The sequence below is a fragment of the Bacillus cereus group sp. BfR-BA-01349 genome (genome assembly GCF_022663795.1).
GTDB classification, from domain to species: Bacteria; Bacillota; Bacilli; order Bacillales; family Bacillaceae_G; genus Bacillus_A; species Bacillus_A cereus.
Window position 1 is genome coordinate 1 of the sequence record NZ_JAKUGE010000083.1, and the last position, 14212, is coordinate 14212.

Genomic DNA, 14212 nt, shown 5'->3' on the forward strand with positions numbered 1-14212 from the left:
TATCCTAGAATGGGAGTTTCACCCATAAAATTCGAACAAATAGTTAGGCTGTGTAAGAGTCAGCCCCTCCATTTCACGCCGCTACGTTTATCGGAGAACTTGGCGTACCGAAATAATGAATTTTTCATTTACAAAAAAGAAATGTGCTCTTTACAAATGTATGGTACAATATACGGGAAAAACTCTTTTTACCCTTTATCAACACATTTGAATAAAGGAGACTGAACTTATGGTTACTACATATCTTTTATTTATCGTTGCCTACTTACTTGGCTCGATTCCATTTGCACTAGTTGTTGGAAAAATCGGCTACGGAATCGATATTCGTGAGCACGGGAGCGGTAATCTAGGCGGAACAAACACATTCCGCACATTAGGGAAAAAAGCAGGTTTTACCGTTACAATTGCTGACATTTTAAAAGGGACATTAGCAACAAGTCTACCAATGATTTTCGGATTAGATATTCATCCACTATGGTTCGGGTTAGCGGCTGTTCTTGGACATGTCTATCCAATCTTCGCGAAATTCCGCGGTGGTAAAGCAGTTGCAACTTCTGCTGGGGTGCTATTATGCTATTCACCAGTTGTTTTTGCAATATTGGCTGTTGTATTTTTCACCCTTTTATTTACAACAAGATACGTATCACTTTCTTCTATGGTAACAGCAGTTGTTGCTGTTATTGCATCCATTGTTAGCGGGGATAAAATCTTCATTATTGCGATGTGTTTATTAGCAGGTATGGTTATTTATAAACACCGTGCAAATATCGGACGAATTATAAATAAAACTGAACCAAAAGCAAACTTTTCAAAAAAGCAAAAATAAGATCGTAACCCACATAACGCAAAAAGAAAACGTGAAGCATATTAATAGCGTCTTTTTGCGTTATTTTTTATACTAAAGAAAAAGCAACATAATTTGGAGGAACTATACATGAATCTTTCCGTAACAAAAGAAGCAGCACAATGGTATAAAAATGAATTAAACTTACAATCAAATGAAACACTACGCTTTTTCGTACAATACGGTGGTTGCAGTACTGTGCAAAAAGGACTTTCTTTAGGGATTCGTAAAGATGATCCTGCACATCCTGCTGTTCAAATTCAAGAAGAAGGTATTAACTTCTTTATTGAAGGCGATGATGAATGGTTCTTCGATGGACATAATTTATCTGTTACACTTAACGAAGGTGACGACTTCCCACAATTTAATTATGAAAAATAAAAAAACGTGGCTTCTGCCACGCTTTTTTATTTTTTCTTAATTTCCTCATATTTCGCATACCACTCAGGATATAACTTTTTAAATGATACAGGGCGGAACCCTTCTTTTTTCGCACAAATATTCGTCGTACTTGCAGTAATACAAAGTTCACCATCACCATTATATATTTCATATCCATATACAACGCGAAGTGGGCTGACAGTATCTACCCATGTTTTTACGATTGCTTTTTCTCCGTAACGCATCGCTTTACGGTATGAAATTTGTAAATCTAACACAGGAGAAATAATTCCTTCTTTCTCCATTTCAACATATGAAAAACCTAAATCTTGTATAAGTTTCGTGCGACCTAACTCAAGCCACACTAAGTAGTTTGAATGGTAAACAACACCCATTTGATCTGTTTCCGCATAACGAATTTCAACTTCATGTTCTGCTACAAACATATGTATATTCGCCTTCTTTCACTTCTGCTACCTTGCATACATTTAATCATAATACAGTGACATCAAAAATAAAATAAAAATAGTGAATCTTTTCCCGAAAGGAGCAAGCATATGATTCAAATTGTAACGGTTCGTAGCGGTGATAGTGTATATAGCTTGGCATCAAAATATGGATCAACACCTGACGAAATAGTAAAAGACAATGGACTAAATCCCGCTGAAACGCTCGTTGTTGGTCAGGCACTTATCGTTAATACGAAAGGAAATAATTATTATGTACAGCCTGGTGACAGCCTCTATCGGATTTCTCAAACATATAATGTCCCCCTCGCTAGTTTAGCTAAAGTTAATAATTTATCTTTAAAATCTATTCTCCATGTCGGACAACAATTATATGTACCAAAAGGCACAAAACGAGCTGTAGAATCCATCGCTTATTTACAACCTTCCACTATACCGATTAAAGAGAGTTTAGTTAATGCTACACGTGCCATCAATCCATTTTTAACATATTTAGCTTATTTTAGTTTTGAGGCAAAAAGAGATGGCACATTAAAAGAACCTACTGAAACAGCTAAAATTGCTAATATTGCAACGCAAGGGCAAACAATCCCTATGCTCGTTATTACAAATATTGAAAATGGTAATTTCAGTGCCGATCTAACATCGGTTATTTTACGCGACGCAACGATTCAAAACAAATTTATTACTAACATTTTGCATACAGCTGAAAAATATGGCATGCGAGACATTCATTTCGATTTCGAGAGTATAGCACCCGAAGACCGCGAGGCGTATAATCGCTTTTTACGAAATGTAAAAACACGCTTACCTAGCGGGTACACATTAAGCACAACTCTCGTACCGAAGACAAGTTCAAATCAAAAGGGAAAGTTTTTCGAAGCCCATGATTATAAAGCGCAAGGGCAAATTGTTGATTTCGTCGTCATTATGACATATGACTGGGGTTGGCAGGGCGGGCCACCAATGGCAATCTCTCCTATCGGTCCTGTAAAAGAAGTACTTCAATACGCAAAATCTCAAATGCCTCCCCAAAAAATTATGATGGGGCAAAACTTATACGGATTCGATTGGAAACTTCCGTTCAAACAAGGGAATCCACCAGCAAAAGCAGTTAGCTCTGTCGCAGCTGTTGCACTTGCTCGTAAATATAATGTTCCTATCCGCTATGATTTCACAGCTCAAGCTCCACATTTTAATTACTTTGACGAAAATGGCGTACAACATGAAGTTTGGTTTGAAGATGCGAGGTCTATTCAAAGTAAATTCAATTTAATGAAAGAGCAGGGCATTGGCGGTATTAGTTATTGGAAGATTGGCTTGCCATTTCCACAAAATTGGCGTTTACTTGTTGAAAACTTTACGATTACGAAAAAGGGCTGACAAAAGTCAGCCCTTTTTGTACATTTTGTTAAGATTCATCTTTGATTTCACTTTTTAATGAGTCAATACTTTCTAAACGTCTTTGATTTTTTGCTTCAATAGCAGCACGATCTTTTTCATTAGAAAGTTCCGCTGTTTCTTTTGCTTCATTAAAGTTATCAACTGTATTTTGCACCATTTCTTGTAACTTTTCAGCGTTGTCACTTCGATTATCTGGATTTGGCATGTACTTCCCTCCTAATATTGTATATACACACCATCTTAAATTACCTATCTTTCCTCAAATTTATACATAAAAAAGGAGAATGTAATATTCTCCTTTTCTTTAACCATTATCAACAATCGGTTGTTTACCTGTTTGATCTTGCATTTGCTTTCCTTTATTTCCACCAGCTTTTTTTGATTGTGTTCCAATATGATTCGGTGCAAAGTCTTTTGAATTTTTTTTCGGATTACCCATTACTATCGCCTCCTTAACACTAGTATCGTACTAGTGTTAAGAATTATTCAGCTTGCTTAAAAAGTTTCATTTCATAACGTTTTTCAATGCGCTCTTCAATGCGATCAATTGCCTCACGATCGCTTAATAATTGTTGTTTATTTTCATTTACAAGTTCTTCAAACGATTTACGGCGACTTCTTCTCATGTTGTTCACCCTCTCTCCTTCGCTTTCTTATTACATAGTATGAGCAAACAAAAAACTCTTTAATCAGATTTGCAAGAAAATTTTATGTTTTAGTACTCCTAAAAAAACTCCGTGTACAATATATTGCACACGGAGGTTTTTATACCATAATATTTAAATACTCTTTCAACTTTTCATCTGCATTCATTTCATTTTCTTTATAATCATGAAGCGCCTGTAATACAAAATCATACTGCTCTAAAATATAACTTTCTAATTTCATAACATCCTCTAAGCTATTAAGCATAATTCTCGTATTACCAACTTCACTTTTTAACGCCGGTTCACATTTTAAACTTGTACATATTTCTTTCACATCTTCTTCTAATATCTCTGTTAATACATATTTCTTTCGCCCTTTTACCTTTAATCTCATAACTGGATAAAAAGCTTTTATATCTAAATAACTTCCTACGTTCATACAACGTAGCCATTCTACATTACGTTTATTACATGCAAGTATTTCTTTGACCGCTTCATATACCGCAGTTTCATCAAGCATAGCCTTATTTACTTTTCGTTTCCCTTCTTCTTCAATAGCTGCACACTTTTGATAAACAGCAGCACACGTAATGCAATCGTCAAATGCATTATGAGAGCTTAAACGAATTCCCAGCATTCGTTTTAACGTTTCAAGTTTATGATTAGGCGCATGCTTCATGTATTTCTTTGCTAAAAATACAGTATCAATTACTTTATTTTTAGGTTCAGGCAACCCAAGCATATTTACATTACTTTTCAAAAAGCGCATATCAAAAGAAGCATTATGGGCCACAATAACATTTGTATGTAAAAATGCTAAAAATAAAGGTAACACTTCTTCAATCGTCGGTGCATCTGAAACGCGATAATTAGTAATACCTGTTAAACTCGTTATTCGGTCCGGAATTGGCCGCTCTGGATTCACGTATGAAACAAATTGATCTACTAATTCATGATTACGATATTTCACTGCTGCAACTTGAATAATTTTATCATTATAAGGATTAAATCCTGTTGTTTCAAAATCAATTACAACATAATCTAACGGTAAGGATACATTCCCCACTCCATACACTCCTTTATCTCTAAACGTTTATATTTCTTACATCATATCATGAAGTTATTACTACTTGAAAAAGAAAAGGCAGAAATGGGAACTCTCCACCTCTACCTTTTCACCATTATTTTAATTTAGCAACTCTTTTCTCCATCTCTTTTTGCGTCATCGGCCCAATAAACTTATCTTGAATGACACCTTTTGTATCTATAAAATACGAAGTTGGAATCGTAATTACTTTATAAGCTGTTGTCACATCAATGTTCTTGTCCAATAAAATAGGAAAAGTAATTCCTTTTTCTTTAGCAAAATTGCTTACCTTTTCTACTCCCCCACCTTTTTCTGAAGGCGTATAATTTATTGCTAAAATTTCTACGTTCTCTTTATGTTCTTTATAGAAAGCTTCCATATCCGGCATTTCTTGCTGACATGGTCCACACCACGTTGCCCAAAAGTTTACAATCACTTTCTTTCCTTTTAAATCTGATAACCTTACATTCGTTCCATCTAAATTCGTTAATGTAAAGTCTGGTGCACTCTTCCCTATTTCAATACCATTACTTGCAATCATCTCTTTCATAGCAGCTTCACTTTTTTCTTGCTTCACTTTTACCGCCTGCTCTTTATGACCAAACTGTTCATAAGCTGCATATCCCGCTAAACAAAGTAACACTACAATAATCGTAAGCTTCCGCCACATTTTATATCACCCTAACGTATTATCTTCTTTTAACACATTCATCAAAATACTATATACCTTATTTTAGCTTATACGGACAAGCTTGGAAATATTCACAATCGAAATAATTAGAATATTCTTATTAAAAGTGCAATTTTATCATATAATTAGAAAAGCAGATGAAGTGTTGCTTATCTAATTATGGACCCATTCACCTTTTTCCTCTCATAGTTATAAACCTACAACAAAAGGGGATTGTTTATGAATTCATTCGAAAAAACAACATTATATATTCTTAGTTTTCTTTTATACCCAGTCGGTATTATTACATGGATCATTTCACTCTTTAGTAAAGATCTTGAAAAAAAGAAAATAGGACGTATTTGTCTCTACGTCTCTCTAGTCTCATTCGTCCTTTTCTTAATTCTTGGAATTGCCACTTTCCTTATGACTGCTACTTTTAACGTTGATCCAAATCACTCCGAATCTATCGAGTATCAACTAAATGACACTGAATAAAGATTAGAGCATTGCTCTTATCTTTATTCACATCTCTTAAAAAATGAATGACTATGTATTAATTTTTCTGGACCCTCACATGCAACAATATTTCCTTCTTTCATTATGACAATACGATCTGCTAGTACCACCCTCTCTACATCATGTGTTGCCACAATTCTCGTTACATCTCTTCCTATCCCTTCAATCATATTCCAAACCAGTTCTTGATTGCCCGGATCTAACCCAGCCGTCGGTTCATCTAAAATAATAAGAGTTGGATTTGATACAATCGCGCGCAATAATGCAAGACGTTTTCTTTCGCCTCCCGAAAACTCTTCACCGCTTTTATGTAGCACAGTTTGACTCCCTTCAGGTAACCCTCTAATAATCGGCGTTACATTTATAAGTTCACTATTTTTTCTAACTGATTTTCTAAAACCTCTTCCCCGAAATACATATTCTCTGTTACCGTCGTTCGGAAAAAACGTGGTTCTTGCCACACTGTAGTCATACGAGCTTCATTACCATAATAAGCAATGCTACCGTTAGATGGTTTATACAAGCCCGTTATTAACTTTAAAAGCGTTGTTTTTCCTGCACCGCTTTCTCCCACAATCATAACGAGTTCACCAGGACGAATTTGCAAATTAATATTATGAATTCTGCATTTCTCTTCGTCATTCTCCTGAAATGAAACATTTGTTATCCTGATCCCCATCGCTCTTTCTACATTGCTATCTACTGCTCGTTTATTTAAAAAGCAAAAAGCTCTATTTGCCGAAGCGACTGCAACTTGTGTCATTATTAATAAATCGCCCACATAACGGACAGGGAAAAAGAGCATCTCAATTGTCGCTAACACTGCAATGAGTGAACCAACTTCTATTTCTCCCCTCATTATTTTTTGTGCACCTATAATGAGAACAACAATATATGCTCCTGTTTCAATCACCGTTCCAACTACTCCAATGCAATGTTGCATCATCGTCTTCTTTACTTCTGATTTATACGATTGTGCCGTTACTCTTTTAAATAAGCGAATTGCCCATTTTTCTTTTTGTAAACTCCGCAAATCTTGTATCCCCTTTACAAACTGTGACACCATCTCTACAACACTTGAGTGATTTTTTTGAGAAACGCTTGCAATATCTCTTACCTTTTCTCCCATCAGTATTGGAACAATTGTACTTAAAAATAAAAACGGAGTTACCCACAATATAAACTGTATATCTATATGTTGTAGTGCTATGAAAGCTCCAATAAATTGGGCAATAGCGTGTATATATTCTATTAATATAGAGCCATATAATCTGACCCAGTTCGGAATATTAGACACGACCAAAGTTTCTAACTCTCCTTGTTTGATTTTCTCACTCTCTTCAAACGGTAATAGGAAAAATTGGCGCGATACATCTATACGCTTCTCTCGTAATATTCGCTGACTCGCTTTTGAGCTTACATAATCAAATGAAAGATTGTTCACCCACATCAACAAACGGCTAGCTGTAAACAAAGTAATGTAAAGATACGCTCCTTTCAGCTCTCGTTGAATCAGGTTATCTACAATTAGTCCCATGAATAGTGGACGGGAGAGATTTAAAATAGCTGCAAAAAGCCCACTGCATACAGCTGCTATTACTAATATTTTTTCTTTCTGTAACGGTAACAAAATTCTTTTATATTCTTTCATGACGTTTCCTCCATTGTTTATAGTAAAAAGAAAGGGATGAAACCAAATGGTTTCATCCCTTTCCATAAAATAAGGAAGCTAACAATTGTTAGCTTCCTTATCATTCATTTCAATTATTTAGTTCGACACTTTAGACTCTTCAATTTTCTCACGAAGAACCATTTGCAGAATACCACCGTGACGGTAGTAGTCAATTTCAACTTCACTATCGAAACGAGCTACTACTTCAAATTGTTTTTCGTTGCCATCTAGATCAGTTGCAACTACTTTTACAAGATCGCGTGGTCTAACTGTTTTGTCAATTTGAATTTCAAATGACTCGTTACCAACAAGACCTAACGTTTCAGCGCTTTCGCCATCTTTAAATTGAAGTGGTAACACACCCATTAACACTAAGTTACTGCGGTGAATACGCTCGAAGCTTTCTGCGATTACTGCTTTAATACCTAATAAATTTGTACCTTTTGCAGCCCAGTCACGAGAACTTCCCATACCGTAATCTTTACCAGCAACAACTAAAAGGCCAGTGCCATCTTCTTTATATTTCATAGCAGCATCATAGATAGATGTTACTTCACCAGTTGGCCAATATGTTGTATATCCGCCTTCTGTTCCTGGTGCGATTTGGTTTTTAATACGGATGTTCGCGAATGTACCACGCATCATAACTTCATGGTTACCACGACGAGAACCGTAAGAGTTGAAGTCAACTGGTTGTACGCCGTTTTCTAATAAGTAGCGTCCAGCTGGTGTGTGCTTACCGATTGAACCTGCTGGTGAAATGTGGTCTGTCGTTACAGAGTCACCAAATTTACCAACTACGCGTAAGCCTGATAACGTTTCAACTTCACCTGGCTCTTTAGATAATCCTTCAAAGAATGGTGGGTTTTGAATGTATGTTGAATCATTATCCCAAGTATATAAAGCTTCATTTGAAGTTTGGATTTCATTCCAACGCTCATTGCTATTAAATACTTGTGCATATTCTTTCTTGAACAGTTCAGATGTAACAACGCTTTGAACTACATCTTCAATTTCTTTAGCTGATGGCCAAATATCGTTGAAGTAAACAGCATTGCCATTTGCATCTTTACCAATTTCATCATTTTTCAGGTCAATATCAACAGTACCTGCAAGTGCATATGCCACAACAAGTGGTGGTGATGCTAAGTAGTTCGCTTTTACAAGCGGGTGAATACGACCTTCAAAGTTACGGTTACCAGATAAAACAGATGTTACTAGTAAATCGTTTGCTGCGATTGCTTCTTCTAATTCTGGCGCTAATGGGCCAGAGTTACCGATACAAGTCGTACAGCCGTAACCAACTGTTTGGAAACCTAATTGATCTAAATATGTTGTTAAACCTGATTTATCTAAGTACTCAGTAACAACTTTAGATCCTGGTGCTAATGATGTTTTTACGTACTCAGGTACTTTAAGTCCTTTTTCAATTGCTTTCTTCGCAACTAAACCTGCCCCAATTAATACGTATGGGTTTGATGTATTTGTACAACTTGTAATTGCAGCAATTGCAATTGCACCTGTTTTCATCGTTACTTCTTTATCTTCTAATGTAACCTTCACTTCTTTATCGAACTCTTGCTCATTAAATCCAAGTCCTTGTGTTCCAACTGGTGCTACAACAGCTTTGTGGAACGCATCTTTCATATCTGAAAGTGGAATTAAATCTTGTGGGCGTTTCGGTCCAGAAAGGTTAGATTCAATTGTATTTAAATCAATTTCAACAAGATCAGTGTAAATTGGATCTTTGCTGTCTGCTGTATAGAATAAACCGTTCGCTTTACAGTATTCTTCAACAACGCGAATTTGCTCTTCATCTCTACCTGTTAAACGTAAGTATTCTAATGAAATATCGTCGATTGGGAAGAATCCACAAGTTGCGCCGTATTCTGGTGCCATATTTGAAATTGTTGCACGGTCAGCTAAAGGCATACTCTTTAGTCCGTTACCGAAGAACTCAACGAATTTACCAACTACACCTTTTTGACGTAATACTTGCGTTACTTTTAATGCAACGTCAGTTGCTGTAGTACCACTTGGAAGTGTACCGGTTAATTTCACACCGATTACTTCAGGTACTGGGAAGTATGAAGGCTGTCCAAGCATCCCTGCTTCTGCTTCAATACCACCAACGCCCCATCCAAGAACACCGATACCATTAATCATTGTTGTATGTGAGTCTGTTCCAACTAATGAATCTGGGTATGCAACTAAGTCACCTTCAGCATTTTTCACAGCATGAACAACTGGTGCTAAATATTCAAGGTTTACTTGGTGTACAATACCTGTAGCTGGTGGAACTGCACGATAGTTATCAAATGATTTTTGTGCCCAGCTTAAAAATTTATAACGTTCTTCATTACGTTTAAACTCTAAGTCCATGTTGAATGCAAGCGCGTCTGCCGTACCCGCTCTATCAACCTGTACAGAGTGATCAATTACAAGGTCTACAGTAATTTCCGGATTAATTTTATCAGGATCCCCACCCATGTCTGCCATTGCTTTACGAAGCGAAGCCAAATCAACAACAGCTGGAACACCAGTGAAATCTTGTAAAATTACACGAGATGGTTTAAATGGAACATCGATATCTTGCACATCTTTCGTTCCCCATTTCGCTAAATTTGTAACATGCTCTTCTGTGATTACACGTCCGTCTACTTGACGAAGTACTGATTCAAGTAAAACTTTCACGGAATATGGTAATTGAGATACGTTGCCAACCCCTGCGTTTTCAAGCGCTTTCAAATCATAATAATGATACGTTTTTCCATCTACTTCAAAAGTTGCGCGTGATTGAAATGGATTATGTTTGACCATTATGTTTCCCCCCTGTTAAACGCGACTAAGTTGTCTGAATATAAAATGTAGACAAACTTTTCAATACCTTACGATAATATCTTATTACAACTTTCTAAATAAGTAAATAATAAGAAACTTATAGATTATCATAAGTTTTCTTTATGTTTCTAAATTTGAATAGTGTTCATGTTCCTTATGAATACTATTACCATAAAGTAAAGTGCTCTATTAGCGCTTTCTTTACAGTTCATACATACTATGAACTGCTCATCATGCAACTTATAAAAAAAAGTTATAGAGGTGAAATAAAATGGGTAAAAGAAAAGCAAATCATACTATTTCAGGAATGAATGCGGCATCTGCACAAGGACAAGGCGCTGGTTATAACGAAGAGTTTGCAAATGAAAACTTAACTGCTGCAGAACGACAAAATAATAAGAAACGCAAAAAGAATCAGTAACGAAAAATCCCAAAAGGTTCATTTTCCTTTTGGGATTTTTTCTAATGTTTATAACGTAGTAATTCCGAAACCGTTACAAATCGATATCCTTGTTTTTTTAGCTCAGGTAAAATTTTTGCTAGCGCTGCTACTGTTTGACTACGATCATTTCCTCCATCATGTAACAATACGATATCGCCACTTTTAGCATTTTTTACTACATGATTTACGATAGATTCAACCCCTGGATTTGCCCAATCACGCGGGTCTTGATGCCACGACCATAGAACGGTTTGATAACCAGCTTCTTTCGCTGTTTTAAATACAGCATCGTTAATATATCCGCCAGGAGGACGGAATAGCAAAGGTTCTTTCACCCATTTTTCGAAAAATTTCTTTCCATCTAAAATATCATTTTCTAATTTTTCATCTGATGAATTACTCGCATACAAATGATTCATCGTATGATTTCCAATTTCATGTCCCTCTTTTAACACCTGTTTCACTAAATATGGATTGCGCTGCACTCGAAATCCAATCATAAAAAATGTTGCTTCTGCTTTATATTGACGTAATAAATGTAAAACTTGCGGTGTATAAGTTGGATCTGGGCCATCATCAAATGTAATGGCAATAATCTTTTCATTATTAGGTACTTCCCACGTTACATAGCCAGTTGGTTCTAGCTCTTTTCTGAGCAACATTTTCGCTTCCACTTTTTCAACTTGAAATATATGTACTGCGCATAATAAAGAAAAAACGAATAGAAAAATTTTCTGTTTTCGCATAATGTTCATTAAAGTAAGAGGTTGTCAAATACACAACAACCTCATTTACTTTTCTAATTGATCTACATGTTGCATAATATTTTGGAGATTATTTTCGTATTGCTCAAGTTGTGGGCGTTGTGTTTCCGAAGCTACTTCTAACGCATTTTGAATCTGTTCATACGCCTCCTGAACCTCTTGGCGTAACTCTTTTAAATCATGACCGTAGTTTGGATCATTTTTCACAATGTTGTTATATGCATGTTCTGCTTGTGTAACTCCTTGCTGCGCTGCTTGAAAAGCTTGCTGTTTATCTTTATGATATGGCATTATATAATCCCCTTTCCATAATAGTTAGTCCCAATTATCTTTACCTTTTTTTCTAAAAACATTCTCGTATAAATTTGCAAACTTCTCTCATTCTAAAGAGAAAGAGGAGGTGTCACATACAATGAGCAAAAACAATCGTGAAGCAAAAGAAAAAAAGGGACAACCTGAACCATTAAGCGGATCTCATAAAGTAAAAAACCGTAACCATTCACGCCAAAAACATCATGCACATCATGATATGTAAAACAAAAGGTTCACAATAGCTGCCTTTACCACATACAATGTTTATATTTTTCCATTTATTCTTCACCCCTACTTCATTCATGCATAACATAGTATGAATTGAGATTTTACGGAGGGTGTCTTACATGGGCAAGAAAAAGAAGGATTGTCTTTTTCATGTTGATGGTTTCGAAGAATGGATGGATCAGTTTTGTTCTGACTCTTGTAGTAACTTTAGTTTCCCAAATCAAATTCATATTGACCTTTGCGAAACTGAACAAGAATACATTTTGGAAACAGATGTACCAAATGCCAATGAACAAAATGTAGTCATTAAAAAGATGGAGACAGGCCTAAACATTTGCATACTTCATAAAAACATTTCTTTGCAGCGAACTATTCCTTTACCCGCTAATGTTATTTATAAGAAGATGCTAGCCTGCTTAGAGAATGGTTTTTTGGCCATTCATATTTCCAAAAATGAAGTTGCTGATAAACATGAAAAGAAAGTTCTTTTTTCAAATTAAGAGTTAATATAATACAAACATAAGCCACAGTTGGTTACTGGGGCTTATGTTATTTCGCATGCATCTCTATATTAGAATTTCTATCATATCTTTTTTTCGATAAACCTTTTGTAACTAAAAGCACAGGAAATGCCACAGTTGAAAATATAGCTAGTGCTGAAAATACTGCAAACCCATTTTGGTACCCGTAGTAATCGAGAAGTACTCCTCCAAACCACGGACCTATTACTGCTCCAATTCCCGAAAAACCCATCGCACCGAAGTATGTTCCTTTTAGATGCGCAACAGCAATATCATCAATAAATACATCCGTCATTGAAAACATTAAGACTTCTCCAATTGTAAAAATAATTGTACAAACGGCAGCACCTAGCAGAGATTCTACTACTCCAAATCCAAATAATCCTCCGCTCACAAATAAAGTTCCCACCATAATGGATACTAACGGTGTATACTTTTTACAAATGTGAATAACAGGGTATTGAATTACGACTACAACAATCGCATTTAAAGCTAGCATATATGAAAATAATTTCACTCCATCCTGAAATATATGTGCATTTGCAAAATATTGAGATACTGTTGTCGTTAAATGAGAAAAACCACAATTACTCAAAATAATACCAACTAGTGCAACTAAAAATACGACATCCTTTCGCAAAATACGAATTGCCTTTAACATTGTGACAGGCTTTTCTGTATTTACTTTCTTTTTTTCAATCGGATACTTCTTAAATTGGAACGCTAATATAGCTGTATATAAAATGTATACTCCAGCTGCTACTAAAAATGGAATTGTTGATTTTGCGCTTCCAATCTGTAACCCGACAAGTGGGCCAATCGCTACTCCAACATTGATTGCACCGTAACGCAAATTATATACGAGTAAACGATACTCAGGTTTCGTTAAATCTGATAATAACGCTCTTGATGTTGGCTCAAAAAATGACCTACATAATCCATTCAAAGCATTTAATAAAAAGAAACTTAAAACATGATCTGCAAGTGAAAAACCAATGAATACAAAGACCCAAACGATCATGGACCATATTATAATCATATTTCGACCGAATCGATCTGATAAATTCCCTCCGATAAAACTAGCAAACACTCCAACAAGTGCACTCGTTCCGATAATAGCACCTGTCATTCCAGCTGATACACCTTTCACAGTCGTTAAATAAATTGCTAAAAAAGGAATACTCATTGACGTGGCGAACCTCGCAAATAAAGTCCCTATTATAATTGTCATTCCTAACGGATGAATATTTTGCAACTTCCCCTTCATCTTAAAAACCTACTCTCCCTGTTCTTACATAAAAAAAGAAAGCAAAGGATCTGCTTTGGTATTATCCCCTATAGGTAGACAGTAAAAAAAGAGTCCATCTGATATGATGGACTCAATACTGTTTTATCTGGAGGGGATTTTTTTAT

Annotated in this window: 17 protein-coding genes and 1 pseudogene; 7 read left to right on the plus strand and 11 right to left on the minus strand. The window is 35.7% G+C overall.

Annotated elements, in window-relative coordinates; genetic code table 11:
- Positions 1–229: 229 nt before the first annotated feature.
- Both plsY and MR169_RS27000 read left to right on the plus strand, forming a co-directional pair.
- Positions 230–826, plus strand: coding sequence for a glycerol-3-phosphate 1-O-acyltransferase PlsY (plsY, locus tag MR169_RS26995; RefSeq protein ID WP_000258974.1), 597 nt, complete (start codon positions 230–232; stop codon positions 824–826).
- A gap of 108 nt (positions 827–934) precedes the next feature.
- Positions 935–1225: a HesB/YadR/YfhF family protein gene (locus tag MR169_RS27000; protein WP_001054453.1), complete on the plus strand. Its 291-nt coding sequence runs from the start codon at positions 935–937 to the stop codon at positions 1223–1225.
- Positions 1226–1251: 26 nt separating this feature from the next.
- On the opposite strand, the gene MR169_RS27005 is transcribed toward MR169_RS27000, so the two are convergent.
- Complete coding sequence (locus MR169_RS27005; RefSeq protein ID WP_000495812.1) at positions 1252–1671, minus strand: acyl-CoA thioesterase; 420 nt, start codon at positions 1669–1671, stop codon at positions 1252–1254.
- 111 nt (positions 1672–1782) lie between these two features.
- On the opposite strand from MR169_RS27005, the gene MR169_RS27010 reads away from it, so the two are divergent.
- Positions 1783–3075 (plus strand): glycoside hydrolase family 18 protein, encoded by a 1293-nt coding sequence (locus tag MR169_RS27010; RefSeq protein ID WP_242320341.1) that lies wholly within the window; start codon positions 1783–1785, stop codon positions 3073–3075.
- 28 nt (positions 3076–3103) lie between these two features.
- Here the strand turns inward: MR169_RS27010 and tlp are convergent, their stop codons facing one another.
- The 5 genes from tlp to MR169_RS27035 all read right to left on the minus strand — a co-directional run bounded on the left by tlp (position 3104) and on the right by MR169_RS27035 (position 5500).
- Entirely contained in the window at positions 3104–3301 is a 198-nt protein-coding gene (gene tlp, locus MR169_RS27015; protein WP_001133511.1) for a small acid-soluble spore protein Tlp, read from the minus strand.
- Positions 3302–3400: 99 nt separating this feature from the next.
- Positions 3401–3535 (minus strand): acid-soluble spore protein SspN, encoded by a 135-nt coding sequence (gene sspN, locus MR169_RS27020; protein ID WP_000527987.1) that lies wholly within the window; start codon positions 3533–3535, stop codon positions 3401–3403.
- Positions 3536–3578: 43 nt separating this feature from the next.
- Positions 3579–3722: an FbpB family small basic protein gene (locus MR169_RS27025; protein WP_001254703.1), complete on the minus strand. Its 144-nt coding sequence runs from the start codon at positions 3720–3722 to the stop codon at positions 3579–3581.
- Between the two features lie 139 nt (positions 3723–3861).
- Positions 3862–4809 (minus strand): 3'-5' exonuclease, encoded by a 948-nt coding sequence (locus tag MR169_RS27030; protein ID WP_000528755.1) that lies wholly within the window; start codon positions 4807–4809, stop codon positions 3862–3864.
- A gap of 115 nt (positions 4810–4924) precedes the next feature.
- The gene (locus MR169_RS27035) at positions 4925–5500 is read right to left on the minus strand and encodes a peroxiredoxin family protein (protein ID WP_242320342.1); all 576 of its coding nucleotides are present in this window, start codon (positions 5498–5500) and stop codon (positions 4925–4927) included.
- Positions 5501–5740: 240 nt separating this feature from the next.
- Between MR169_RS27035 and MR169_RS27040 the strand changes: the two genes are divergently transcribed.
- Positions 5741–5998 (plus strand): hypothetical protein, encoded by a 258-nt coding sequence (locus MR169_RS27040; RefSeq protein ID WP_193533087.1) that lies wholly within the window; start codon positions 5741–5743, stop codon positions 5996–5998.
- A gap of 23 nt (positions 5999–6021) precedes the next feature.
- On the opposite strand, the pseudogene MR169_RS27045 reads toward MR169_RS27040, so the two are convergent.
- A pseudogene (locus tag MR169_RS27045) lies at positions 6022–7670 on the minus strand (ABC transporter ATP-binding protein).
- 117 nt (positions 7671–7787) lie between these two features.
- Positions 7788–10511 carry an aconitate hydratase AcnA gene (gene acnA / locus MR169_RS27050; protein ID WP_000238561.1) on the minus strand — a complete coding sequence of 908 codons (2724 nt, stop codon included), beginning with the start codon at positions 10509–10511 and terminating at the stop codon, positions 7788–7790.
- Positions 10512–10803: 292 nt separating this feature from the next.
- Between acnA and sspO the strand changes: the two genes are divergently transcribed.
- Positions 10804–10953, plus strand: coding sequence for an acid-soluble spore protein SspO (gene sspO, locus MR169_RS27055; protein WP_000518051.1), 150 nt, complete (start codon positions 10804–10806; stop codon positions 10951–10953).
- A 41-nt stretch (positions 10954–10994) separates the two neighbouring features.
- On the opposite strand, the gene pdaB is transcribed toward sspO, so the two are convergent.
- Both pdaB and MR169_RS27065 read right to left on the minus strand, forming a co-directional pair.
- The gene (gene pdaB / locus MR169_RS27060; RefSeq protein ID WP_030027157.1) at positions 10995–11720 is read right to left on the minus strand and encodes a polysaccharide deacetylase family sporulation protein PdaB; all 726 of its coding nucleotides are present in this window, start codon (positions 11718–11720) and stop codon (positions 10995–10997) included.
- 45 nt (positions 11721–11765) lie between these two features.
- Complete coding sequence (locus MR169_RS27065) at positions 11766–12029, minus strand: hypothetical protein (protein WP_001146293.1); 264 nt, start codon at positions 12027–12029, stop codon at positions 11766–11768.
- A gap of 121 nt (positions 12030–12150) precedes the next feature.
- Here MR169_RS27065 and MR169_RS27070 point away from each other — a divergent pair, with 121 nt between their 5' ends.
- Together MR169_RS27070 and MR169_RS27075 are read left to right on the plus strand one after the other, a co-directional pair.
- Entirely contained in the window at positions 12151–12273 is a 123-nt protein-coding gene (locus MR169_RS27070) for a small acid-soluble spore protein P (RefSeq protein WP_000042141.1), read from the plus strand.
- Positions 12274–12397: 124 nt separating this feature from the next.
- The gene (locus MR169_RS27075; protein ID WP_000516730.1) at positions 12398–12778 is read left to right on the plus strand and encodes an Hsp20/alpha crystallin family protein; all 381 of its coding nucleotides are present in this window, start codon (positions 12398–12400) and stop codon (positions 12776–12778) included.
- Positions 12779–12827: 49 nt separating this feature from the next.
- On the opposite strand, the gene MR169_RS27080 is transcribed toward MR169_RS27075, so the two are convergent.
- Positions 12828–14066 carry an MDR family MFS transporter gene (locus MR169_RS27080; RefSeq protein WP_242320343.1) on the minus strand — a complete coding sequence of 413 codons (1239 nt, stop codon included), beginning with the start codon at positions 14064–14066 and terminating at the stop codon, positions 12828–12830.
- Positions 14067–14212: the final 146 nt, after the last annotated feature.